General features: G+C 71.6%; 21 protein-coding genes and 1 riboswitch. Of the genes, 17 read left to right on the forward strand and 4 right to left on the reverse strand.

Features of this window, described 5'->3' with window-relative positions; translation table 11 throughout:
• Positions 1-162: 162 nt before the first annotated feature.
• A riboswitch (FMN riboswitch) is annotated at positions 163-293 on the forward strand.
• A 154-nt stretch (positions 294-447) separates the two neighbouring features.
• From ACGFT2_RS18275 to ACGFT2_RS18315, 9 genes are all read left to right on the forward strand, one after another.
• Positions 448-1,053, forward strand: a complete 606-nt coding sequence (locus ACGFT2_RS18275) for a riboflavin synthase (protein WP_393279060.1) — start codon at positions 448-450, stop codon at positions 1,051-1,053.
• Positions 1,050-1,691, forward strand: a complete 642-nt coding sequence (locus tag ACGFT2_RS18280; protein WP_393279062.1) for a nicotinamide riboside transporter PnuC — start codon at positions 1,050-1,052, stop codon at positions 1,689-1,691. The genes ACGFT2_RS18275 and ACGFT2_RS18280 overlap by 4 nt, the downstream gene beginning before the upstream one ends.
• On the forward strand, positions 1,688-2,989 hold the full coding sequence (locus ACGFT2_RS18285; RefSeq protein WP_393279064.1) for a bifunctional 3,4-dihydroxy-2-butanone-4-phosphate synthase/GTP cyclohydrolase II: 1,302 nt from the start codon (positions 1,688-1,690) through the stop codon (positions 2,987-2,989). The genes ACGFT2_RS18280 and ACGFT2_RS18285 overlap by 4 nt, the downstream gene beginning before the upstream one ends.
• 23 nt (positions 2,990-3,012) lie before the next feature.
• Positions 3,013-3,498, forward strand: coding sequence for a 6,7-dimethyl-8-ribityllumazine synthase (ribH, locus tag ACGFT2_RS18290; RefSeq protein WP_393279066.1), 486 nt, complete (start codon positions 3,013-3,015; stop codon positions 3,496-3,498).
• 34 nt (positions 3,499-3,532) lie between these two features.
• Complete coding sequence (locus tag ACGFT2_RS18295) at positions 3,533-3,805, forward strand: phosphoribosyl-ATP diphosphatase (protein WP_353604826.1); 273 nt, start codon at positions 3,533-3,535, stop codon at positions 3,803-3,805.
• Between the two features lie 51 nt (positions 3,806-3,856).
• Positions 3,857-4,720, forward strand: coding sequence for an ATP phosphoribosyltransferase (gene hisG / locus ACGFT2_RS18300; RefSeq protein WP_393279068.1), 864 nt, complete (start codon positions 3,857-3,859; stop codon positions 4,718-4,720).
• Positions 4,721-4,735: 15 nt separating this feature from the next.
• Complete coding sequence (locus tag ACGFT2_RS18305) at positions 4,736-5,188, forward strand: PH domain-containing protein (RefSeq protein WP_393279070.1); 453 nt, start codon at positions 4,736-4,738, stop codon at positions 5,186-5,188.
• Positions 5,189-5,391: 203 nt separating this feature from the next.
• On the forward strand, positions 5,392-6,726 hold the full coding sequence (locus ACGFT2_RS18310) for a hemolysin family protein (RefSeq protein WP_393279072.1): 1,335 nt from the start codon (positions 5,392-5,394) through the stop codon (positions 6,724-6,726).
• Positions 6,723-7,811, forward strand: a complete 1,089-nt coding sequence (locus tag ACGFT2_RS18315; RefSeq protein WP_393279074.1) for a hemolysin family protein — start codon at positions 6,723-6,725, stop codon at positions 7,809-7,811. The genes ACGFT2_RS18310 and ACGFT2_RS18315 overlap by 4 nt, the downstream gene beginning before the upstream one ends.
• A gap of 245 nt (positions 7,812-8,056) precedes the next feature.
• Here the strand turns inward: ACGFT2_RS18315 and ACGFT2_RS18320 are convergent, their stop codons facing one another.
• Positions 8,057-9,919: an AAA family ATPase gene (locus ACGFT2_RS18320; RefSeq protein ID WP_393279076.1), complete on the reverse strand. Its 1,863-nt coding sequence runs from the start codon at positions 9,917-9,919 to the stop codon at positions 8,057-8,059.
• Between the two features lie 431 nt (positions 9,920-10,350).
• A complete protein-coding gene (locus ACGFT2_RS18325; protein ID WP_393279222.1) occupies positions 10,351-10,971 on the reverse strand; it encodes a uridine kinase in 621 nt (206 codons plus the stop codon).
• Between the two features lie 264 nt (positions 10,972-11,235).
• Here ACGFT2_RS18325 and ACGFT2_RS18330 point away from each other — a divergent pair, with 264 nt between their 5' ends.
• The 5 genes from ACGFT2_RS18330 (at position 11,236) to ACGFT2_RS18350 (ending at position 16,643) form a co-directional block, all read left to right on the forward strand.
• A complete protein-coding gene (locus ACGFT2_RS18330; RefSeq protein ID WP_393279078.1) occupies positions 11,236-12,192 on the forward strand; it encodes a hypothetical protein in 957 nt (318 codons plus the stop codon).
• A gap of 45 nt (positions 12,193-12,237) precedes the next feature.
• The gene (locus ACGFT2_RS18335) at positions 12,238-13,779 is read left to right on the forward strand and encodes an amino acid permease (protein WP_393279080.1); all 1,542 of its coding nucleotides are present in this window, start codon (positions 12,238-12,240) and stop codon (positions 13,777-13,779) included.
• A gap of 364 nt (positions 13,780-14,143) precedes the next feature.
• Complete coding sequence (locus ACGFT2_RS18340) at positions 14,144-15,562, forward strand: peptidase C39 family protein (RefSeq protein ID WP_393279082.1); 1,419 nt, start codon at positions 14,144-14,146, stop codon at positions 15,560-15,562.
• Positions 15,563-15,669: 107 nt separating this feature from the next.
• A complete protein-coding gene (locus ACGFT2_RS18345) occupies positions 15,670-15,810 on the forward strand; it encodes an SCO1431 family membrane protein (protein WP_393279084.1) in 141 nt (46 codons plus the stop codon).
• Between the two features lie 143 nt (positions 15,811-15,953).
• Entirely contained in the window at positions 15,954-16,643 is a 690-nt protein-coding gene (locus ACGFT2_RS18350) for a TetR/AcrR family transcriptional regulator (RefSeq protein ID WP_393279086.1), read from the forward strand.
• 133 nt (positions 16,644-16,776) lie between these two features.
• On the opposite strand, the gene ACGFT2_RS18355 is transcribed toward ACGFT2_RS18350, so the two are convergent.
• A complete protein-coding gene (locus ACGFT2_RS18355) occupies positions 16,777-18,009 on the reverse strand; it encodes a glycoside hydrolase family 18 protein (RefSeq protein ID WP_393279088.1) in 1,233 nt (410 codons plus the stop codon).
• 332 nt (positions 18,010-18,341) lie between these two features.
• Here ACGFT2_RS18355 and ACGFT2_RS18360 point away from each other — a divergent pair, with 332 nt between their 5' ends.
• The 3 genes from ACGFT2_RS18360 to ACGFT2_RS18370 all read left to right on the forward strand — a co-directional run bounded on the left by ACGFT2_RS18360 (position 18,342) and on the right by ACGFT2_RS18370 (position 22,093).
• Complete coding sequence (locus tag ACGFT2_RS18360) at positions 18,342-19,514, forward strand: acyl-CoA dehydrogenase family protein (RefSeq protein ID WP_393279090.1); 1,173 nt, start codon at positions 18,342-18,344, stop codon at positions 19,512-19,514.
• 345 nt (positions 19,515-19,859) lie between these two features.
• Positions 19,860-20,966: a hypothetical protein gene (locus ACGFT2_RS18365; protein ID WP_393279092.1), complete on the forward strand. Its 1,107-nt coding sequence runs from the start codon at positions 19,860-19,862 to the stop codon at positions 20,964-20,966.
• A gap of 14 nt (positions 20,967-20,980) precedes the next feature.
• On the forward strand, positions 20,981-22,093 hold the full coding sequence (locus ACGFT2_RS18370) for a phosphotransferase family protein (RefSeq protein ID WP_393279094.1): 1,113 nt from the start codon (positions 20,981-20,983) through the stop codon (positions 22,091-22,093).
• A gap of 22 nt (positions 22,094-22,115) precedes the next feature.
• On the opposite strand, the gene ACGFT2_RS18375 is transcribed toward ACGFT2_RS18370, so the two are convergent.
• On the reverse strand, positions 22,116-22,550 hold the full coding sequence (locus ACGFT2_RS18375) for a hypothetical protein (protein ID WP_393279096.1): 435 nt from the start codon (positions 22,548-22,550) through the stop codon (positions 22,116-22,118).
• Positions 22,551-22,552: the final 2 nt, after the last annotated feature.

Raw genomic sequence — 22,552 nt, forward strand, 5'->3', positions numbered from 1 at the left:
GTGGTCAATGGGTCCGGACCAAGGTCAAGGCTCCCGGCGGGTGCGGCAGTTGGCCGGGGTGACTGCGCGGCGCAAGTCCAGCGACACGGGCTGTGAGCGAGCCCACATCCGCCGCCCGCCTGGCCGGGCGGCGGGCGTGGCACACTGGCCCTGTACCAGAAGCAGCGCACTCCGGGGTCGGTGAAAGTCCGAACCGGCGGTTATAGTCCGCGACCCGGCCGCTTCCAGCGGCCGGTTGACCAGGTGGAATTCCTGGACCGACGGTTAAAGTCCGGATGGGAGGCAGTGCGCGGCGGGCGGGCACGCATGTGCGCGCCGCCGTATCTGGGCTCGTCCGTATTCCGGACGGGTCCTCTTCGGCGTCGCCCCCGATGTGCTCACCCGTACATGCTGTCGTCATCGACAGGCCCCGGAGTCCGTGCCCAACGAGGCAGGAGGACCCGGGAAGTGTTCACCGGAATCGTCGAAGAACTGGGTGAGATCACCGCCGTCGAGAATCTCGGCGACGCCTCGCGTTTCCGGCTCCGCGGCCCCGTCGTCACCGAGGGCGCGCAGCACGGCGACTCCATCGCCGTGAACGGGGTCTGTCTGACCGTGGTCGACCACGAGGGCGACGAGTTCACCGCCGACGTCATGGCCGAGACACTGAACCGCTCCAGCCTGGGCGCGCTCACCGTCGGCTCCCGAGTCAACCTGGAGCGCCCCACCGCCGTGGGCGCACGCCTCGGCGGGCACATCGTGCAGGGGCACGTCGACGGCACCGGACAGGTGCTGGGGCGCACGCCCTCCGAGAACTGGGAGATCGTCAAGATCTCGCTCCCCGCGGACCTCGCCCGCTATGTCGTCGAGAAGGGCTCCATCACGGTCGACGGCATCAGCCTCACCGTCGTCGAAGCCGGCGCCGACCACTTCACCGTCAGCCTCATCCCGACCACCCTCGCCCTGACCACGCTCGGCGTGAAGCAGCCCGGCGACCCGGTCAACCTCGAGGTCGACGTCATCGCCAAGTACGTCGAGCGGCTGCTCGCGACCGGACAGGGGGGCGACCGGTGAACTGGCTGAACACCGACGCGTTCACCCTCTTCGACCAGCACATCATCTGGTCGGACATGGTCGGCAACATCCTCGGCCTGATCACCCTGGCCCTCGGCTGGCGCCGCTCCCTGCTGACCTGGCCCGTGCAGTTCCTGTCCGGCCTCGTCCTCTTCGCCGCCTTCTACGGCCACCTCACCGGCAGCGCCGGCAAGCAGGCCGTCGTCATGGCCGTCGCGCTGTACGGCTGGTGGCAGTGGCGGCGCGACAGGGACCGCTCCGCCGACGGGCACATCACCCCCCGCTTCGCCACCTGGCGGGAGCGGGCCGCCATGCTCGCCGCGGCCGCCGTCGGCACGGTCGCCGTCGCCCTGCTCTTCACGGCGTACCCGAAGCTGTCCTGGGACCCCTGGCCGGACGCCTACATCTTCGTCGGCACCGTCGTCGCCATGTACGCCCAGGCCAAGGGCATGGTCGAGTTCTGGTTCGCCTGGCTGCTCGTCGACCTCGTCGGCGTCCCCCTCAACTTCGCCAACGGCTACGCCTTCTCCGGTTTCGTCTACGTCATCTACGGCGCACTCGTCCTGTGGGGCATGCGCGACTGGTGGCTGCGCTCCCGCAGGAGCCCGCGGCCCGTCCTGGAAGGAGCCCCGGCATGACCTCGGCACCGCCGCTGTACGGCACGGACACCATCGAGAGCTTCGGGCTCGACCCCGTCGAACAGGCCATCGCCGACATCGCGGCCGGTCGCCCGATCGTCGTCGTGGACGACGAGGACCGGGAGAACGAGGGCGACCTCGTCATCGCCGCCGAGAAGGCGACCCCCGAGATCATCGCGTTCATGATGAGCGAGTGCCGGGGCCTGATCTGCGCCCCCATGGAGGGCGAGGAGCTGGACCGGCTCCGGCTGCCGCAGATGGTCGAGGACAACACCGAGTCGATGAAGACCGCGTTCACCGTCTCCGTCGACGCCTCGGCCGCGCACGGCGTGAGCACCGGCATCTCGGCCGCCGACCGCGCGACGACCCTCCAGCTGCTCGCGAGCGGCACGGCCGAGCCGGTGGACTTCGTCCGGCCCGGTCACGTCTTCCCGCTGCGCGCCAGGCCCGGCGGGGTGCTGGTCCGCGACGGCCACACCGAGGCCGCCGTCGACCTCGCCCGGCTCGCCGGCCTCCGCCCGGCCGGCGCCATCGTGGAGATCGCCGGCGAGGACGGCCGGATGCTCCGGCTGCCCGAGCTGATCCCGTTCGCCCGCAAGCACGGCCTGACGATCATCTCCATCGAGGACCTGATCGCCTACCGCCGCGGCAGCGAGCCCACCGTCCGCCGCGAGGCCGAGACCCGCCTGCCCACCGCGCAGGGCACCTTCACCGCCTACGGCTACCGGTCCGCCGCCGACGGCGTCGAGCACGTCGCCCTCGTCCACGGCGACATCGGCGACGGCCGGGACGTCCTGGTGCGCGTCCACTCCGAGTGCCTGACCGGCGACGTCTTCGGCTCCCTGCGCTGCGACTGCGGCCCCCAGCTGAACGCCGCCCTGGGCCGGATCCAGGAGGAGGGCCGCGGAGTCGTCGTCTACCTGCGCGGACACGAGGGGCGCGGTATCGGCCTGCTGTCCAAGCTGCGCGCCTACGAGCTCCAGGAGCAGGGCCACGACACCCTCGACGCCAACATCGAACTCGGGCTGCCGGCCGACGCCCGCGACTACGGCGCCGGCGCGCAGATCCTCGCCGACCTCGGGGTGCGCGGCGTCCGGCTCATGACCAACAACCCCGACAAGACCGAAGCGCTGCTGCGCCACGGCCTGGAGGTCACCGGCCGGGTGCCGATGCCGATCCAGGCCGGCGAGCACAATCTGCGGTACCTGCGCACCAAGCGGGACCGGATGGGCCACGACCTGCCCTGGCTGGACACCCCCGCGGTGACGGTCTCGGCGGCCACCTGTGGCAATCAGTGAGCACGAAGGCATTTAGGAGAGACGTGAGCGGCAAGGGTGCACCGGAACTGTCCGTACGCAACGTGAGCGACCTGCGGGTCTCCGTCATCGCGGCGCAGTGGCACGACAAGGTGATGGACGGTCTGGTGAACGGCGCCCTGCGCGCCCTGCACGACCTGGGGATCGACGAGCCGACCCTGATCAGGGTTCCGGGCAGCTTCGAGCTGCCGGTCGCCGCCAAGGTCCTCGCGGGCCGCGGCTACGACGCGGTGGTGGCCCTCGGCGTCGTCATCCGGGGCGGCACCCCGCACTTCGAGTACGTGTGCCAGGGCGTCACCCAGGGCCTGACCCAGGTCTCCGTCGAGACCGGCGTCCCCGTCGGCTTCGGCGTGCTCACCTGCGACACCGAGGAGCAGGCCCTGGACCGGGCCGGCATCGAGGGCTCCACCGAGGACAAGGGGCACGAGGCGGTGACGGCCGCGGTGGCGACCGCCGCCACCCTGCGCTCAGTATCCGAACCCTGGCACTAGGCCGGCCACCACAACGGCTAGGGTGGGGCTCACCATGTCCAAGAAGACGTTCGAGGAGCTCTTCACCGAGCTCCAGCACAAGGCAGCCCAGGGCGATCCCGCCACCTCCCGCACCGCCGAGCTGGTCGGCAAGGGCGTCCATGCCATCGGCAAGAAGGTCGTCGAGGAGGCCGCCGAGGTCTGGATGGCCGCCGAGTACGAGGGCAGGGAAGCGGCCGCCGAGGAGATCTCGCAGCTGCTCTACCACGTCCAGGTGATGATGGTCGCCCGCGGGATCTCCCTGGACGACGTCTACGCCCACCTGTGAACCGCGCCGGTTCACGAGCCACTCTCTCAAAACGCGAAGGAAGCCGACCTCATGCTGCGCATCGCCGTCCCCAACAAGGGTTCCCTGTCCGGCCCTGCGGCGGAGATGCTGCATGAGGCCGGCTACCTGCAGCGCCGCGAGTCCAAGGAACTGCGGATCGTCGACCCGGAGAACGAGGTCGAGTTCTTCTACCTCCGCCCCCGCGACATCGCGATCTACGTCTCCTCCGGCCGCCTCGACATCGGCATCACCGGCCGTGACCTGCTGATCGACTCCGGCGCCGACGCCGAGGAGATCCTGCCGCTCGGCTTCGCCCGCTCCACCTTCCGCTTCGCCGCCAAGCCGGGCACGGCGGACGGCATCGCGGACCTCAAGGGCCGCACGGTCGCCACCTCCTACGAGGGGATCGTCGCCAGGCACCTCGACGACAGCGGCATCGAGGCCTCCGTCGTCCACCTCGACGGCGCCGTGGAGACCGCGATCGAGCTGGGCGTGGCCGAGGTCATCGCCGACGTCGTGGAGACCGGCACCAGCCTGCGCAACGCGGGCCTGGAGGTCTTCGGCGAGCCGATCATGAAGTCCGAGGCCATCGTCGTCCGCCGCACCGGCGCCGGCGCCGGCGCCGACGAGGCCGCCGAGCCGAAGGTCCAGCAGTTCCTGCGCCGCCTCCAGGGCGTCCTGGTCGCGCGGACGTACGTGATGATGGACTACGACTGCCGCGTCGAGCAGCTGGAGAAGGCCGTCGCGCTCACCCCCGGCCTGGAGTCCCCGACCGTCTCCCCGCTGCACAACGAGGGCTGGGTCGCGGTCCGCGCCATGGTTCCCGCCAAGGAGGCGCAGCGGATCATGGACGACCTCTACGCCATCGGCGCCCGCGCCATCCTGACCACGGCCATCCACGCCTGCCGCCTGTAAGGGACACGCACCGAGATGCCCGACCTTCCCACCCTCCCCGTCACCTTCCGGCCCGGCCGCACCCGGGCCGTCCTGCTCGGCGCCGGCGTCGCGATACTGCTGGTGCTCTCCGCGATCGCGATGCTGCTGGAGCTCGGCCCGGGGGAGCGGCTCACCTTCATCCTCACCGGGGCGCTCATCTTCTGGGTGCTGGCGCGCCTCGCCCGGGTGAAGGTCGTCGCCGACGACTCCGGCGTCACCGTCGTGAACATCGCCGGCACGCGCCGCCTGGACTGGGCGGAGATCGTCCAGGTCAACCTCCGTCCGGGCGACCCCTGGGTGTTCATCGACCTCAGCGACGGCACCAGCCTGCCCGCGCTCGGCATCCAGCCGGGCATCGCCAAGCAGCGGGCCGTCGCCGACGCGCGGGCCCTGCGGGCGCTGGCCGAAGCCCGCTCGACGGTCCACGGCACCCAAGATCAGGGCTGACTCGGGGGCCTCCGCCCTGCCCTACCGCCCCATGTCTTGATTAATCTGGTGAGTGGAGGCGTTTCGCTGCGCCTCCGCCCCTGTGCGCCGCCCGGCACCCAGGGATTCCTGCTACCCGAGGAGTGACCCTCTCCGGCGATGGACGGATCGTCCTGTAGTACCTGCGCCGCCCCGACCCGACATACCGGGAAGGCGGTGGCCTCGTGACCATCTCCCTGCTGCTCCTCGGAGCGGCGTTCCTGCTCATCCTGGCCAACGGTTTCTTCGTGGCCGCCGAGTTCGGCCTGGTGACGGTCGAGCGCCCGGACGCCGAGAAGGCCGCCGCCGACGGCGACCGACGCGCCCGTACGGTCGTGGAGTCGCTGAAGGAGCTTTCCTTCCAGCTCTCCGGCACCCAGCTCGGCATCACCATCACCTCCCTGGTCGTCGGCATGCTCGCCGAACCGGCTCTGGCCGGGCTGCTGCACGGCCCCTTCGCCGCGCTCGGCCTGCCCGAGGGCGTCGTCTCCGGGATCGCCGTGATCGTCGGCATGCTGCTGGCCTCCGCGATCCAGATGGTGATCGGCGAACTCGTGCCCAAGAACTGGGCGGTGTCCAAGCCCCTGCAGGTCGCGCGCTTCGTGGCCGGCCCGCAGCACCACTTCTCCCGCCTGTTCCGGCCGGTGATCGCCGCGCTCAACACGGTCGCCAACCGGCTGGTGCGCGCCCTCGGCGTCGAACCCGCGGACGAGCTGGCCTCCGCCCGCACCCCGGGCGAACTGGTGTCCTTGGCCCGGCACTCCGCGCAGGCCGGCGCGCTGGAGCAGGACACGGCCGACCTGTTCGTCCGCACCCTCTCCCTGGGCGAGCTGACCGCGCAGCACGTCATGACCCCCCGCGTGAAGGTCAGCGCCCTGCAGGCCTCGGCCACCGCCGAGGACGTGGTCAACCTCACCCGGGCCACCGGCCTGTCCCGCTTCCCCGTCTACCGGGAGAAGATCGACGAGATCGTCGGGATGGCGCACCTGAAGGACGCGCTGGCGATCCCCGCCCACGACCGGCTGCGCACCCCGGTCGGCCGTATCGCCCGCAAGGCGCTCCTCGTCCCCGAGACCCTGCCCGTCCAGCCGCTCCTCGCGCGGCTGCGCAGCGAGCAGCCCATCGCGGTCGTCGTGGACGAGTACGGCGGCACGGCCGGCGTGGTCACCCTGGAGGACATCGTCGAGGAACTCGTCGGCGAGGTCCGCGACGAGCACGACGCCAAGGACATGCCCGAGCTGGCCGCCGCCCCGCCCGAGGAGGGCAGGCCGGCCTGGGACGTCGACGGCAGCTGCCGTGTCGACATCCTGCAGCGGATAGGCCTCGACGTGCCCGAGGGGCCGTACGAGACCGTGGCCGGCCTGGTCGCCGACCTGCTCGGCCGCATCCCGGCCGCCGGCGACCGGGCCGAACTGCCCGGCTGGCGGCTGTCCGTCCGCCAGGTCGGCCACTATCGCGCCGAGCGGGTCCGCCTGGTCAAGACCGTTTCGTCGGTCAACGTGATGGAGGCCGTCCGATGAGCGTCCTCCAACTGGTCTTCGCCGCGCTGCTCGTGCTCACCAACGGCTTCTTCGTCGGCGCCGAGTTCGCGCTCGTCTCCGTCCGCCGCAGCCAGATCGAGCCCCTCGGCACCACCCGGGCCCGCCAGGTGCTCTACGGCCTGGAGCGGCTGCCGCAGATGATGGCCGCCGCGCAGTTCGGCATCACCGTCTGCTCGCTGACGCTCGGCGCGGTCGCCGAGCCGACGGTGGCACATCTGCTGGAGCCGCTGTTCGAGGCGATCCACATCCCGCACGGCATGATCCATCCCCTCGGCTACATCATCGCCCTGGCGGTGGTGGTCTTCTTCCACCTGGTCATCGGCGAGATGGTGCCGAAGAACCTCGCCATGGCGGCGCCCGAGAAGGCGGCCCTGTGGCTCAGCCCGGGCCTGGTCTGGTTCGCCCGCCTGTGCAAGCCGATCACCGTGGCCCTGGGCGCCTGCGCGCAGAGCATCCTGCGGCTCTTCCGCGTCGAGCCGAGGGACGAGGTGGAGGCCGTGGTCACCAGTGAGCAGCTCAACCGGCTGCTGGAGGACTCCGGCCAGGCGGGACTCCTGGGCCCCGAGGAGCAGGAGCGGCTGGAGGACGCCCTGGAGCTGGGCTCCCGTCCGGTGACGGACGTCCTGCTGCGCCGGGAGTCCCTGGTGACGGTGACGCCGTCGGTCACGCCGGGCGAGATCGTGCGGCTGACCGCCCGGACGGGCTACTCCCGGTTCCCGGTCGCTGCGGCGGAGAAGGGGCCCTTCATGGGGTACGTCCACGTGAAGGACGTCCTGGACCTGGAGGAGTCCGAGCGCGCGGTACCGCAGCACGTGTGGCGTCCCATGACCACCCTCCGCGCCGAGCTGCCGCTGGACGACGCGCTCACGGTGATGCGCCGAGCGGCCACGCACCTGGCCCAGGTGGCGGACTCCTCCGGACGGGTGCTGGGGCTGGTGGCCCTGGAGGATGTCCTGGAGATGCTGGTGGGTGAGGTACGGGACCCGGCGCACCGCCAGCCGGCCGACGTCAGGCTGACGGAACCGAGGGTCAGCGGCGAGCCGGAGCAGGCGTTGGCGACGTAGCGCACGAACGGCCCCGCCCACCGGTCCGGCCCCTCGCGGGGACCGTCCGGTGGCGGGTGCCGTCCGGCCGCGGGCGCGTGGTGGCTGGTCGCGCGGTTCCCCGCGCCCCCGGGGGGTGCGGCGCGGTGGGTCGCGTGGCCGGCGCTGCCGCGGGCGGTCGTGCCGCTGGTGTGGCACGGGTGGGCGCGGCGGCACCCCGCCGGGCGGCCGAGTGGCGTCCACGGCCGCGGCGGCGGCTCAGGTGGCTAGACAGCCGACGGGTCCTGTGGGCCGCGGCCCGAGAGCACCTCGCCGTAGGCCTGCATCAGGTCGGGCAGGCGTAAGGTCGCCAGGTCCTCGCGGGACAGCGACCCGGGATACGTCGACAGCCGCAGATCCCGGTACGCGCAGCTCTTCTCGTACAGCGTCCGCAGGAACCGTCCGTTGCCCAGCTCGTCGATCCACTCCTGATCGACGACGTGCCCGGCGATCGACCGCAGCTCGTCCAGCGCCTCCTCGTCCCACGTGTCCCCGTTGTCCCCGGCCAGCACCTTCCCGATCTCGGTGAGTTCCCCCGGCCGGTACGACGGGAAGTCGACGCGGGTGGTGAAGCGGGAGGAGAGCCCGGGGTTCGCCGCGAGCAGCCGGTCCATGCCCTCCGGATAGCCGGCCAGGATCACCACCAGGTGGTCCCGGTTGTCCTCGGCCCGCTTGAGCAGCACCTGCAGCGCCTCGTCGCCGTACGCGTCCCCCTTGCCGTACCCGGAGTTGGACAGCGAGTACGCCTCGTCCACGAACAGCACCCCGCCGATCGCGGAGTCGATCAGCTCGTTGGCCTTCACGGCCGTCTGCCCGAGGTACTCGCCCACCAGGTCGGCCCGCTGGGCCTCCACCAGGTGATCCCCGCCGAGCAGGCCCAACGCGTAGAACACCCGCCCGAGAATCCGCGCGACCGTGGTCTTGCCGGTGCCGGACGGCCCGGAGAAGACGAAGTGACGCTTCGGCGGCTGTACCGGCAGTCCCTGCCCGGTGCGCAGCCGGGCCATGTTCAGCTGCGCGGACAACGCCTTGACCTGGCGTTTGACCGGCTCCAGCCCGACCATGCGCTCCAGCTCCGCGAGCGCCTCCTCCAGCAGCGCCGGGTCGGTCGGACCGGCCGGAACGGTGGACGAGGTGAGCCCCGTCCTCACGCGTACCGCCGGATCGCCCACCGACGGCAGCGGGCCGGTCGGCAGATCCGGTTCCGGCAGCCGCAGATCACGGCCCTCCATGCCGAAGAGCGGATCGAACCCGTCCGGTCCGTCCACGCTGTCCTGCCCGGCACCGGTCAGCGTGATCGCGGCGAGGTCGGCGGCGTCGTCGTAGCCGTCGCCCTCGGCGATCGCGGCGAGCCGTGCCGAGGTGTCCATGAAGGCTGGGTCGACCCGGTGCACCGCGCGGTACAGCGGGAGCGCCGCGGCCGAGCGGCCGGTGCCCTCGTGGGCGCGGGCCAGCCAGTACCGCAGTTCCTTGCGCTGCGGCTGCTCGCTGCGGCAGCGCATCAGCGCCGCCGACAGCAGCGGCTCGGCCTGCCCGTACATCTCCAGCCGCACCCGGGCCATGCCGCCGAACAGGCCCGCCTCGATGCCGAGCAGGGGATCGTTCAGCAGCGGATCGGTGTGCCGGACGAGCTGCTCCCAGTCCTTGACCAGGTAGGCGCGGCAGGCGTGCAGGAAGCGGACCTGCGGATCGGTGTCGACCGGGGGCAGCCCGGCCAGCGCCCGGTCCAGCTCGGGCACGTGCCGGCCGTCCAGCCAGTGCGAGGCGTGCGCCAGCAGCAGATCCCGCGGGCTCTCCAGCACCGGCTGCACCCACCAGCCCAGCCAGTACCAGGAGTTGAGGGATCTGCGGTGCCGGGCGCGCTGTTCGCCGAAGCGCTCGCGGTGCCGGAACATCCTCAGCAGCGCGGTCGTCGTGTCGACCCGCAGCGCGTGCAGCCCGAGCCAGGCGTCGGCCATGCCCGGGTCCATCCGCACCGCGGTGCGGAACTCCTCCTCGGCCTGCGGATAGGCGCCCATCGTGTAGGCGTCCACACCCCGCAGCCAGACCAGATCGGCCGGGGCCTCAGGGCCCTGCGTGCCGAAGTCCATCCGTCCCCCCACAGACCGTGTCCCCGTGGTTCACCACCGGGCAGTCGCCCGGTGGCCGCCGCGGTCGAACCGCTGTGCCGCGGACCGGAGTTGCAGGTGCGCGAGGCAACCGCTCGAAGGTCGCACCGAGGGCATCGTACCCGTGGGGCGACCGCGTGCCGAAGGGGTGCCGCACATGCCGTTCGACGAGGTGGCAGCAGACGGGGCGCACACGGCTCGGTGACCGAGGGTGAGCGAATCGGTGCGCGCGGCGCCGGGGGAAGCGGGCCGAAGGCAGAACGAAGCCCCCGATCACGGGGGAACAACCGGGGGCTTCGCGTCTGAGGGCGGCTCCGAAAGGCCGCACATTCAGAACGTAAGTCCTGTACGGGCCCCCGGTCAAGCACAGTTGAGCACCTGGAGAAGTTCGCCCGGCAAGGCTCTTCACGCCTTCACCACATTGCAGACGGTCCTTCACTGTGGGTAGCGATTTGGTCCGGTCCAGGGGACTTCCCCGGCCCCGGCAGCATCTCGTACCCCTCATCTGTCTGCAGCACCAGGAGATCGGCATGGGGGCGCGAAGGGTCGGCGGCGAAGTGCGCGCGCTCCGCCGTGACCCAGCCGTCCCAGAACTCCCGCAGCTGCGCCCCGTCCCGCGACCGCCCGCGCGCCCAGGACTCGTCCGCCGGCAGCTCCATCCACAGCAGCCGCGCCAGATGCGGCCGCAGCGCCCGGCGGCCGGCCCCGACGCCCTCGATCAGTACGACGGGTGCGGGCGGCAGCGGGCGCGGGGCGCCGAACGCGCGGGCGTGCCAGTCGTAGGGGGCGTAGTGCGCGCTCTCGCCCCGGGACAGCGGTTCGATCACCTGGGCCAGGAGCCGGCCGGTCCACGCGAAGAGCTGCTCGTGGCCGGAGACGTCGTCGAGGTGGAGCACGGGAGCCCCGCCCAGCGCGGCGGCCAACAGCCCCGCGAAGGTGGACTTTCCGGAACCGGCGTGCCCGTCGACGCCGACGAGCCGGACCGGCCCCACGGAGGGAGGGAGCCCGCGCAGCCGGGCGGCGAGGTCGCGAATGGTGATTCCCGAGGTGTGGTGCGGTGTGGGGGTGTTTTCCGGAAACAGTCTAGTAGCGGCCCATAGCGACGGGCCCGCCCGTGGCCGCCCGGGCCGGAAGCCGTCGCAAATTGAACCATCTGCCGGCCGCCGGTCCATCCTGCCGATAAACGATTCGAATCACGTGACCGATATGTCGAATTCGGCGTTCCCGGGGGTGCCCGTCGCTGAGTAAGGTGCCTCCTGCGCAACTGTGATGCGTCGAACGGGGACGGGCGGGTGGACATGGCCGCGGAGTTATTCGAAGGGCACTATGTATGGCATCCGGCGGCCGACGACCGTGTCCTGGCAAGCGTTTGCGTCGACGTGCGCGCCGGACGTTATCGATACGCGAACGAGGCACTGGCCGAGACGCGTACCGACTTCGCCCTGCGCGCCCATCGCTCACTGGTGCTCGCCTCCGAGGCGGCCGGCACCGATCTGGTGGAGCGCTGGCTGGACGAGGAGCCGACGCCCGAGGCGGCGCTGATGTGGGCCCGCGTCGCGGTGCAGCGCGCGCTGCGGGCCGCCGACGCCCGGGACGAGCGCGCCGAGGCGCTGGAGCGGATCGCGCTGACGGCGTGCAAGCGCGCCGCCGCCCTGGCCCCCGGCGACCCCACCCCCTGGGTCGCCAAACTGTCGATGGCCCGGCTGCACCGGCTGCGCGACCCGGCCCCGCAGGGGCTGCTCACCGCCCCGCCGGGCCCCTGGCGGCTGTTCGCGCACGTCCTGTCCCTGGACCCGTGGCACCGCGAGGCCCATCACCGCTTCCTGTCCTGCTTCTTCACCCGCCACGGCGGCTCGGTCAACGCGGCCTGGGACGTGGCCGCCTTCCTGAGCCAGCGGGCGCCCACCGACTCCGCCCTGCGGCTGCTGCCCCTGGTGGCCCTGGTGGAGAGCTACAACCCGACCCAGCTGCTCGCCGACCAGGTCTGGGAACAACCCCAGTGGCGCTCCACCGCACTGGCGATCTACCACAACTGGCTGCCCACGATGGCCGGTTACCGCTTCACCCCGGTGCTCGACCTGGCCTACCTCGCGCACGCGCTGGTCATGGCCCAGTGCGAGTTCGAGGCCCGGGCGGTGTTCACGGCGATGGGCCGGTACGCCTCGCGCATGCCCTGGAGCGCCTTCGGCGACCCCGCCGAACAGCTCTCCCGGGCCCGGCGCGCCTGCGGACTGCCCGTCCCGGGACCCGCCTGATTCCGCTCGTCCGCCCCTTTTCCCCATCGAGAGAAAGGCCGATCTGTGTCGGAACGGACATCGTCGTCACGCGTCAAGGCTCGCGCAGGCGAAGACCCGGTCGTGCTCGACGACGACGCGACCCTGCACGCGATGGGCTATCCGCGAAAACTCACCCGGCGCTTCAAGGCGTTCGACAATTTCGCTATCTCCTTCACCATCATCAATGTCCTCTCGGGAATTTTCTCGTCCTTCGGATTCGGTATGAGCGCGGGTGGCCCGCGCATTCTCGTATTCGGCTGGGCCGGTGTCTCCGTCATGGTGCTGCTCATCGGCGCGGCCATGGCGGAAGTGGCCTCGGCCTATCCGACGAGCGGTGCCCTGTATTTCTCCGCGGGTAAACTGGCCAAACGGCACAAGGGCGCCTGGTCCTGGTTCACGGGCTGGCTCAACTTCGTGGGGCAGATCGGTGGCACCGCCGCCACCGGCTACGCGGCCGCCACCTTCATCCAGGCGTTCGCCCAGCTGCAGTGGCCCTCCTACCAGCCGACCGCACACCAGACGGTGCTGATCACGGCCCTGATCATCGTGCTCCAGGGACTCGCCAACACCTACTCCGTCCAACTCGTCGCCCTGCTCAACCGTATTTCCGTGTGGTGGCTGCTGATCGGACTGGTCGTGATCGTGGGCGCACTCATAGTGATGCCCGATCATCATCAGTCTGCGTCCTTCGTGACGCATTTCGAGAACAACACCGGCTTCACTAGCGGACTTTACGGCGGCATGCTCGGCCTGCTGGTCACCAGCTGGACCTTCACCGGGTTCGACGGCAGCTTCCACATGTCCGAGGAAACGGTCGGCGCGACGGTCAACGCCCCGAAGGGGATCATCCGGGCGATCGGCTATTCCGCGATCACCGGCCTGATCCTGATGCTGGCATTGGTCTACAGCATTAGCGACTACGCCAAGGTGGCCGGAGCCGGTACGCCGCCCGTCCAGATTCTCATCGACGGGCTCGGTCTCCCCACCGCCAAGGTCATGCTCCTCATCGTCATCGGCGCGATGCTCTTCTGCGGTCTGGCCAACCTCACCAGCAACACCCGGCAGATCTTCGCCTTCTCCCGGGACGGGGCCATGCCCGGCTCCCGCTGGTGGCACTCCGTCTCGCTGCGCACCCGTACCCCCGTGAAGGCGGTGTGGCTCGCGGTGGCCTGTTCGCTGGCCCTCGTGGTGCCCGGCTGGTGGTCGCACACGGCGTTCACGGCCATCGTGAGCGTCAACGTGGTCGGGCTGTTCCTCGCCTACGCCGTGCCGATCTTCCTGCGGCTCCGGCTCGGTGACGCCTTCCAGCCCGGGCCCTGGCACCTGGGCCGCTGGGGCCGGCCGGTGGGCTGGCTCGCGGTGATCTGGATCCTGCTGAGCAGTGCCCTGTTCATGCTCCCGCAGGCCTCGCCGATCACCGCCGACTCCTTCAACTACGCGCCGATCGCGCTCGCCGCCGTCCTGCTCGTGGCCACGGTGTGGTGGTTCGCCACCGCCCGCCGCCGATTCCAGGGCCCGGTCAGCTACGGCCGCCCGGACGAGGTCGCCGCGATGGACCTCGTCTGACCGCCCCGGTCGCCCGGCACGGCCGCACCGGGCGACCCGGCGGGACCCGCCCGGTCCCCTCGTGGGACCCGCCCGGTCCCCTCGTGGGACCCGCCCGGTCCCCTCGTGGGACCCGCCCGGTCCCCTCGTGGGACGCGGCTGGCCACCTCGTACGACCCGCCCGGTTCACGGCCCCGGCGTGCGGCCTCTCGTCCGCGCCGGGGCCTTCGTGCACCCCCGGGAAACCCCTTTCAGTGGCCGAGACCAATATTCGTGGCGCGGCATGCGCGGAAGTGCTGGCAGGGGCATGCCGCCTGATCCATAGTTGGCGCACGACCGTGCACCGGATCAGCCCCGACTCGGACACCTGGGGGTATTCGCGCCCATGAGCAGAGCCGAACAGCCGTCCCGCAGAACCGTCCTGGCCGTCGCCGTCGCCGCGGCGGTGACCGGAGCGGCGCCCCCCGCGGCCGCCGCCGCACCGCCACCCGCCACCGGCACCGCGCGCGCATCCGCCGCCGGTACCGCGCAGGCATCCGCCACCGGCACCGCCGGCCCCGGCCGGGCGCCCGCCCGACCGATCGACTACCACGCCTGGACCACCCAGCGCGAGTGGCGCTCCGGCGCCGCCCGGGGCACCCGGGCCGTCGCCGGTCATCGCCCGGGCCTGGTGATCGCCGCCCCGGCCGGCCGCAGCGACTACACCGACCCGCACACCGGCACCACCGCCACCTGGGAGTACGCCACCTGGACCTCGCCGCTCCACCGGCCGGCCGTCCCCGCCACCGAGGTCATCGCCTCCTGGAACGCGCACACCCCCGAGGGGACCTGGCTCCAGGTCGAGCTGCGGGGCACGTACTCCGACGGCACGGACACGCCCTGGTACGTGATGGGCCGCTGGGCGGCCGGCGACCAGGACATCAAGCGGACCTCGGTGGACGGCCAGACCGACGGCAGGAGCACCGTCTGGACCGACACGTTCGCCATCGACGACGCGAGCAGCGGCCTGCGCCTGGCCGCGTACCGGCTGCGCCTCACCCTTCACCGCACGCCGGGCACGCACCTGACGCCCACCGTCTGGCGGCTCGGTGCGATGGCCTCGGACATCCCCGACCGCTTCACCGTCCCGGCCTCCGCCCCCGGTCTCGCCCAGGAGCTGGCCGTCCCGCGCTACTCGCAGGAGATCCACAAGGGCCAGTACCCGCAGTTCGACAACGGCGGCGAGGCCTGGTGCAGCCCCACCTCCTCGCAGATGATCATCGAGTACTGGGGCGGCCGGCTCACCCCCGAGCAGCTCTCCTGGGTGGACCCGGCCTACGCCGACCCGCAGGTCTGCCACGCCGCCCGCTTCACCTACGACTACCAGTACGAGGGCTGCGGCAACTGGCCCTTCAACGCCGCCTACGCGGCCACCTACAGGGACCTCCAGGCCGTCGTCACGCGGCTCGCCTCCCTCTCCGACCTGGAGACCCTGGTCGCGGCCGGCATCCCCGCCATAACGTCGCAGTCCTTCCTCAGCGCCGAGCTGACCGGCGCCGGATACGGCACCTCCGGCCATCTGATGACCGTGATCGGCTTCACAGCGGACGGCGACGTGATCGCCAACGACCCGGCGTCGCCGGACGACGCGGCGGTACGGCGGGTGTACCTGCGGCGGGAGTTCGAGAACATCTGGCTGCGCACCAAGCGCCACAACGCCTCCGGAGGTGTCTCCTCGGGCACCGGGGGGGTCTGCTACCTGTACTTCCCGGCTCAGCCGAGCCACCGGCAGCGCAAGGCACTGGCCGCGGTGGGTGTGCACTGATCCGGCCCCTGTGAGCAAGGTCTCCGCCGCAAACGCCGTCGCGGGTGGCAAGGTGGACAAATGGGTGGGGGGATTCCGCTCTGTACGTCCGACCTCTGAGAGAAACCATGACCGCACACCCGGCCACCGCCACCCGCGTCCGCACCGGCGGCCCCCAGGAAGACGGCCCGAAGATCCTCGAGCACGCCATGGGCTGGCTGCTCGTCGTGGTGATCGCGATGCTCGTGACCCAGCTGGGTCTGCTCTGACCCACCCCTCCCGGGCGGCCGCCTTCCGGCATGCCCACTCTTCCCGGGCGGCCATGTTCTGACATGCCCACTCTCCCCGGGACGGCATGTTCTGACATACTGCGGATGTCTCGCCGACTTTCAGACCAGGGTCGAAATTGAACATGCCTCAGCAGCGTGCCGCCGTCTCCCCGACTCCCGGCTCCGCTCGGGCGGGGGAGGGTCCCGCACGGGCGCGCGGCTCCGAGCGCTCGGCGGCGCGCCGCGCCGAACTCATCGCCATCGGGCGCAAGTTGTTCGCCGACACGTCCTACGACGCGCTGTCCATGGACGACATCGCCCGCCAGGCCGATGTCGCCAAGGGGCTGATCTACTACTACTTCCGCTCCAAGCGCGGCTATTACCTGGCGATCGTCCAGGACTCCGTGGCCGACCTGGTCTCCTCCGCGGCCGGCGGCCTCGAACTGCCCGCCGCGGACCGCGTCCACCGCACCATCGACGGCTACCTTCGCTACGCCGAGCACCACCAGGCCGCCTACCGCACGATCGTCAGCGGCGGCGTCGGCTTCGACGCCGAGGTGCATGCCGTCCGGGACGGAGTGCGGGCCGCGATCATCGCGACGATCGCCGAAGGCGCCTACGGCCCCGGTGACATCGCCCCGGTCGCCCGCATGGGACTGCTCGCCTGGGTGTGCAGCGTGGAGGGCGCGACCCTGGACTGGATCGCCCGCCCCGAGCTGTCCCGGGACACCATGTGCGCGTTGCTGGTGAAGACGCTCGGCGGTGCGCTGCGGGCCGTCGAGGAGCTGGACCCGGCCCACCCGGCCCCGCCCCCGGCCCGCCGCGACGCCTGAACTCCGCACCCGCCGCGACGCCTGAACTCCGCGCCTGCCGTGACGCCTGAACTCCGCGCCTGCCGTGACGCCTGAACTCCAGGAGGGAGCGGAGGCTCGTGGTCCTCCGCTCCCAAGCCCCCGTGGCCCGGAGTCAGTTGATGGCCTTGATCAGCTCACCGTTCGTGGTGTCGCCGCTCAGCTCCCAGAAGAACGTGCCGCCCAGGCCCTGCTGGTTCTTGTAGGTCATCTTCGTGGCGATGGTCGCCGGGGTGTCGTAACTCCACCAGTTGTTGCCGCACTTGGCGTAGGCCGTACCACCCACGGTGCCGGTCGCCGGGCACTTGGTCTTGAGCACCTTGTAGTCGTCGATGCCCTGCTCGTAGGTCCCCGCCGCCGGCCCGGTCGCCGTGCCGCCGGGCGCCGCCTGGGTGACACCGGTCCAGCCGCGCCCGTAGAAGCCGATGCCCAGCAGCAGTTTGGCGGACGGGACGCCGAGGCCCTTGAGCTTGGCGATGGTCGCCGAGGTGTGGAAGTCCGCCTTGGGAATGCCGGAGTAGGAGTTCAGCGGGGAGTGCGGCGCGGTGGGGCCGGTGGCGTCCCAGGCGCCGAAGTAGTCGTACGTCATCGGGTTGTACCAGTCGACGTACTGGGCGGCTCCGGCGTAGTTCGCCGCGTCGATCTTGCCGCCGCCGGTGGCGTCCGCGGTGATCGCGGCGGTGACGAGGCCGCTGGAGCCGAACTTCGACCGCAGGGCCGCGAGGACGTTCTTGAACGCCTCCCGCCCGCTGGTGTCGCAGGTGTTGCCGCAGGCGTTCGGGTACTCCCAGTCGATGTCGATGCCGTCGAAGACGCCCGCCCACTTGGAGTTCTTCACCAGGTCGTAGCAGGACTGGGCGAAGGCCGCCGGGTTCTTCGCCGCCTCGCCGAAGCCGCTGGACCAGGTCCAGCCGCCGAAGGACCACAGGACCTTCAGGCCGGGGTGCTTCTTCTTCAGCTTCAGCAGCTGGTTGAAGTTGCCGCGCAGCGGCTGGTCCCAGGTGTCGGCGACGCCGTCCACGGACTCGGCGGCCGTGTAGGCGCGGTCGGTGGCCGCGTAGGAGTCGCCCAGCGCGCACTTGCCGCCGGTGACGTTGCCGAACGCGTAGTTGATGTGGGTGAGCCTGGCCGCGGAGCCGGAGGTCTCGATGTTCTTGACGTAGTACTTGCGGTCGTAGGTGCCCCATTCCGTGAAGTAGCCGACGACCTTGGAGCCGGCCTTCAGCTGCGGGGCGGTGGGGGCGGCCGCGGTCGCGGTGCCCGCCCCGGCCAGCAGTCCGGCGCCGAGGACGGTGGTACACGCGGCGGCCATGAGCGCCCGGAAGCGGGAGCGGTGGGGAGTGTGCATCGGTGTCTCCTCGTGGGGGGAGAGGGGAATGCGCGCCGATTGGCATGAACGCGGTAAAGCGTTGGTCATGCACAGTAGGAGGACTAGACCACTGCGTCAATGGTTCGGACCAATCCGGGGGTGGCGGGATGTTCCGCTGGAATCTTCGAGTAAGCGGTCGTTAACTGGTGACGAGAGGTCGCCGATCGGGCATACTCACAGCGCAGAGCCGCTGGTCAGCCGCTTCCGAGACCCGGGAGTGGGCCCCTTCGGCGACCGGCAAGACGAGGCGGAGCCGCCCCCACCCGACGGGCCCGACCGCCCGTGCCCGAAACAGGGAGGAGACAGACGCCATGTCCGACCGCGACCCGCAGCCGGTGGAGCGTCAACTGCCGACGGAAGAGGCGAGGGACCTGCTCGCGCTCGTCCGCGACATCGCCCAGCGCGAGATCGCGCCGAAGGCCGCCGCCGAGGAGGACGCGGGACGCTTCCCGCGCGAGGTCTTCACCCTGCTCTCCGAGTCCGGCCTGCTCGGCCTGCCCTACGACTCCGAATACGGCGGCGGCGACCAGCCCTACGAGGTCTATCTCCAGGTCCTGGAGGAGCTGGCCGCGGCCCGGCTCACCGTGGGCCTCGGGGTCAGCGTCCACACGCTCGCCTCCTACGCGCTCGCCGCCCACGGCACCAAGCAGCAGCAGGTCGAGCACCTGCCCGCGATGCTCGGCGGCGGACTGCTCGGGGCGTACGGCCTCTCGGAGCCGTCCTCCGGTTCCGACGCGGCCTCCCTGCGCACCAGGGCCGTCCGCGACGGCGACCAGTGGGTGCTCACCGGCACCAAGGCCTGGATCACGCACGGCGGCATCGCCGACTTCTATACCGTGATGGCCCGCACCGGCGAGGACGGCCCGCGGGGGATCACCGCCTTCCTCGTGCCCGGCGACGCCCCGGGCCTCAGCGGCGCGGCGCCCGAGAAGAAGATGGGCATGAAGGGCTCACCCACCGCCCAGATCCACCTCGACGGCGTCCGGATCCCCGACGACCGGCGCATCGGCGAGGAGGGCCAGGGTTTCTCCATCGCCCTGGCGGCCCTCGACTCGGGCCGGCTCGGCATCGCGGCCTGCGCCATCGGCGTCGCCCAGGCCGCGCTGGACGAGGCGGTCGGCTACGCGACCGAGCGCCGGCAGTTCGGCCGACCCATCGCCGACTTCCAGGGCCTGCGCTTCATGATCGCCGACATGGCGACCCAGATCGAGGCCGGCCGGGCGCTCTACCTCGCGGCCGCCCGGCTGCGCGACGCGGGCCTGCCGTTCGCCAAGCAGGCCGCCATGGCCAAGCTGCACTGCACCGACGCGGCCATGAAGGTCACGACGGACGCCGTGCAGATACTCGGTGGCTACGGCTACACCGCCGACTTCCCGGCCGAGCGCTACATGCGCGAGGCCAAGGTCCTGCAGATCGTCGAGGGCACCAACCAGATCCAGCGGATGGTCATCGCCCGTCATGTGGCGGGACCCGAGGGTCGCTGAACTGACCCGCGAGGACCGTCGGGGCCGCCAGCCTGACCCACTCCGGGTCGTGGCGGCCCGGCAGGGTGCGGCCCCGGTCGGCCCAGGTGCGCAGGAGATCGCGGTAGATGGGCGGGTCCTGCGGCACGGGCGGCGGCGGAACCGATTCTGCCGGGCGGGGGACGAAGATGCGGCGCTGACGCCCGGTCGCCGAGTACGTGGGGGTCATGCCGGGCCAACGCGCCCGCGGCCGGACAGGTCACCGCCCGGCCGATTCGCGCGTCAGTTCACGTCCGTCCGGTTCCCTCTCTGGCCTCCTCCGATGATCTGACGTACCGTCAGCGGACCGTCCAGCAGGGGGTGTCCGTGGCCGACGACCGTCCCGTACCGCTCGACGAGTACCCGGTGCACCAGGTGCCGCTGTCCATGAAGCACGTGGCCACCGGGGACCGGAACGCCTACGACCGCTGCATCTTCCACGTCCTCGACCACACGGGCCGCGCACTGCTCATCCTCGGCCTCGGCGTCTACCCCAACCTGGGTGTGATCGACGCCTACGCCACCCTCCGGCTGGGTGACACCCTGCACGCCGTCCGTGCCTCGGACGCGCTCGGCGAGGACCGGACGCGCCTCGCCGTGGGGCCGCTGCGCATCGAGGTCCGGGAGCCGCTGCGCCGGCTGCGTCTGCGCTGCGAGGACGAGTCGCTCGCGTACGACCTCACCTGGACGGCGGTCTTCCCCGCCCTGTGGGAGCCGCACCACCTCCAGCGCCGGGGCGACCGGCTCACCCTGGAGGGCCGCCGCTTCGTCCAGGCCGGGACCGTGGAGGGGACGATCCGGGCCGGGGACGAACGGTTCACCGTCACCCCGCGGGACTGGACCGGCACCCGAGACCGCAGCTGGGGCGTGCGGCCGGTGCCGGGCGAGGACGGCGGACGGCTCGCCCAGGACCACCCCACCGAGGGCTTCCACTGGATCTGGTGCCCGGTCGCCTTCGAGGACCGCTTCCTGATGGTCATCACCCAGGAGGACGCCGACGGCTACCGCTCCCTGAGCGACGCCACCCTGGTCCGCCCCGGCCACCGCGACCGCCAACTGGGCTGGCCCCACACCGAGATCACCTACCGTCCGGGCACCCGCCATCCGCGACGGGCGGTCGTGCACCTCGGCGATCCCCGCAGGCCGCGGGAGCTGGAGGCGGAGATCCTCGCCTCCTCACCGCTGGCCGTCGGCGCGGGCTACCCGCCGGCCGACGACTGGCAGCACGGCGCCTGGTGCGGCCCCGGCTGGACCGACCGCCGCAGCTACGACCTCTCCGACCCCGCCGCGCACCCCCTCGCCGCCTACGGCGTCACCGACCACTCCGCCCGCTTCCGGCTCGACGGGCGGACCGGGTACGGCATCTTCGAGCACGGTTCGTTCGGGCGGCACGATCCGAGCGGGTTCACCGGCTTCGACTCGGTCGCCCCCTGAGCAAGGAGCCCGGCATGGCAACCGCTCCGCGTCCGCGCACCACCACCCGTGACCCCGGGGAACTGGGCCGGCGGCTGACGGCCTGGCTCGGCTCCCGGCTGCCCGGGGCCAAGGCCACCGGCGTCACCGTCCCGGGGTCCAACGGGATGTCCAGCGACACCCTGCTGTTCGACCTCGAACACCCTCGGCCCCCGGTGCGCTCCTGTGCGCTGCGGCTGGCCGCGGACCCGGCCGCGTACACCGTCTTCCCGGAGTACGACATGGGCCGCCAGTACCGCACCCTGCGGCTGGTGACCGAGTACACGGACGTGCCCGTGCCCCGGGTGCTGTGGCTGGAGGAGGACCCGGCCCCGCTCGGAGCGCCGTTCTTCGTCATGGAACGGGTCACCGGGCGCGTGCCTCCGGACGTCATGCCGTACACCTACGAGGGCAGTTGGCTGCAGGCGGCCGGCGACGGCGAACGCGAGCACCTGGAAGCGGCGACGGTCGGTCTGCTGGCCCGGCTGCACGACCAGGTGCCCGTCGCCGAGGCCGGATTCCTCGCCCTGTCCGGCGAAGGCGACCCGCTGCGCCGGCACGTCACGGCCCAACGCGCCTACTACGCCTGGGTGATCGGCGGTCTGGCCCGATCGCCCCTCATCGAGGCCGCCTTCGACCGGCTGGAGCAGCTGTGGCCGCGCGAGCCCGGCGAACCCGTCCTGAACTGGGGGGACGCGCGCATCGGAAACATCGTCTACGACGGCTTCGAGCCCGTCGCCGTCCTGGACTGGGAGATGGCGTCACTCGCCCCGCGCGAGGTGGACCTCGGCTGGACGATCTATCTGCACCGCTTCTTCCAGGACCTCACGGCCGGCTCGGGACAGCGGGGCCTGCCCGGCCTCCTGCGCCGCGACCGGGTCGAGGCCCGTTACGCCCGCCTGACCGGCCACACCCCGCGGGACATGGACTTCTACACCCTCTACGCCGCCCTGCGGCACGCGATCGTCATGCTGCGCATCGCGTACCGGCAGGCGTACTTCGGTGAGGTCGCCGTCCCGGCGGAACCGGACACGCTGATCCTGCACCACGACAGTCTGCGCGCCATGGTGCGGGGCGACTACTGGGACCGAGCCGGCCACCGGGACTGAGCCGGTCCGGCCGCCGAGCGGCTCAGGCGGCCTGGCGGCGCATCTCCGCCACGCGCATCGGGCGTGAACCCGGGCCCCCGGCGTGTGAGAAGGGCTGCGTCCGCCAGTCCAGGCCCTGGGGGAGCGTCAGCAGCAGTGCGGTGTCCTGCTCCTGCGGAGTGACGGACTCGTCCGCGGGGCGGGCGTCGGCCGCCGCACGGCCCGTGCCCGCACAGACCGTGAGACCGAACGGGTTCCACGGCGAGGCGCACAGCGCGTGCTCCGGCAGGATCTCCTCGTCCGCCAGCAGCGCGATCGGCTGCGCGCAGTCCGGGCAGATCACCCGGTACATCTCGAACGTGTCGTAGGCGTCCGGCTCCTCGTCGAAGGCGTCGGATTCGACGCCCTCCGGCTCGGGCTCGACGACCGGCTGCTGCCGCTTGGACGCGGACCGACCAGGGCGCTCAACACTCTGCATGG

The organism is Streptomyces sp. NPDC048514 (assembly GCF_043199955.1).
Classification (GTDB): Bacteria; Actinomycetota; Actinomycetes; order Streptomycetales; family Streptomycetaceae; genus Streptomyces.

Bases quoted from the DNA above. Each gene is read 5' to 3' on its own strand.
- ACGFT2_RS18285 (WP_393279064.1), top strand. From the start codon at position 1,688: ATGACCTCGGCACCGCCGCTGTACGGCACGGACACCATCGAGAGCTTC.
- ACGFT2_RS18295 (WP_353604826.1), top strand. From the start codon at position 3,533: ATGTCCAAGAAGACGTTCGAGGAGCTCTTCACCGAGCTCCAGCACAAG.
- hisG (WP_393279068.1), top strand. From the start codon at position 3,857: ATGCTGCGCATCGCCGTCCCCAACAAGGGTTCCCTGTCCGGCCCTGCG.
- ACGFT2_RS18305 (WP_393279070.1), top strand. From the start codon at position 4,736: ATGCCCGACCTTCCCACCCTCCCCGTCACCTTCCGGCCCGGCCGCACC.
- ACGFT2_RS18315 (WP_393279074.1), top strand. From the start codon at position 6,723: ATGAGCGTCCTCCAACTGGTCTTCGCCGCGCTGCTCGTGCTCACCAAC.
- ACGFT2_RS18320 (WP_393279076.1), bottom strand. From the start codon at position 9,919: ATGGACTTCGGCACGCAGGGCCCTGAGGCCCCGGCCGATCTGGTCTGG.
- ACGFT2_RS18330 (WP_393279078.1), top strand. From the start codon at position 11,236: ATGGCCGCGGAGTTATTCGAAGGGCACTATGTATGGCATCCGGCGGCC.
- ACGFT2_RS18340 (WP_393279082.1), top strand. From the start codon at position 14,144: ATGAGCAGAGCCGAACAGCCGTCCCGCAGAACCGTCCTGGCCGTCGCC.
- ACGFT2_RS18345 (WP_393279084.1), top strand. From the start codon at position 15,670: ATGACCGCACACCCGGCCACCGCCACCCGCGTCCGCACCGGCGGCCCC.
- ACGFT2_RS18350 (WP_393279086.1), top strand. From the start codon at position 15,954: ATGCCTCAGCAGCGTGCCGCCGTCTCCCCGACTCCCGGCTCCGCTCGG.
- ACGFT2_RS18355 (WP_393279088.1), bottom strand. From the start codon at position 18,009: ATGCACACTCCCCACCGCTCCCGCTTCCGGGCGCTCATGGCCGCCGCG.
- ACGFT2_RS18360 (WP_393279090.1), top strand. From the start codon at position 18,342: ATGTCCGACCGCGACCCGCAGCCGGTGGAGCGTCAACTGCCGACGGAA.
- ACGFT2_RS18370 (WP_393279094.1), top strand. From the start codon at position 20,981: ATGGCAACCGCTCCGCGTCCGCGCACCACCACCCGTGACCCCGGGGAA.
- ACGFT2_RS18375 (WP_393279096.1), bottom strand. From the start codon at position 22,550: ATGCAGAGTGTTGAGCGCCCTGGTCGGTCCGCGTCCAAGCGGCAGCAG.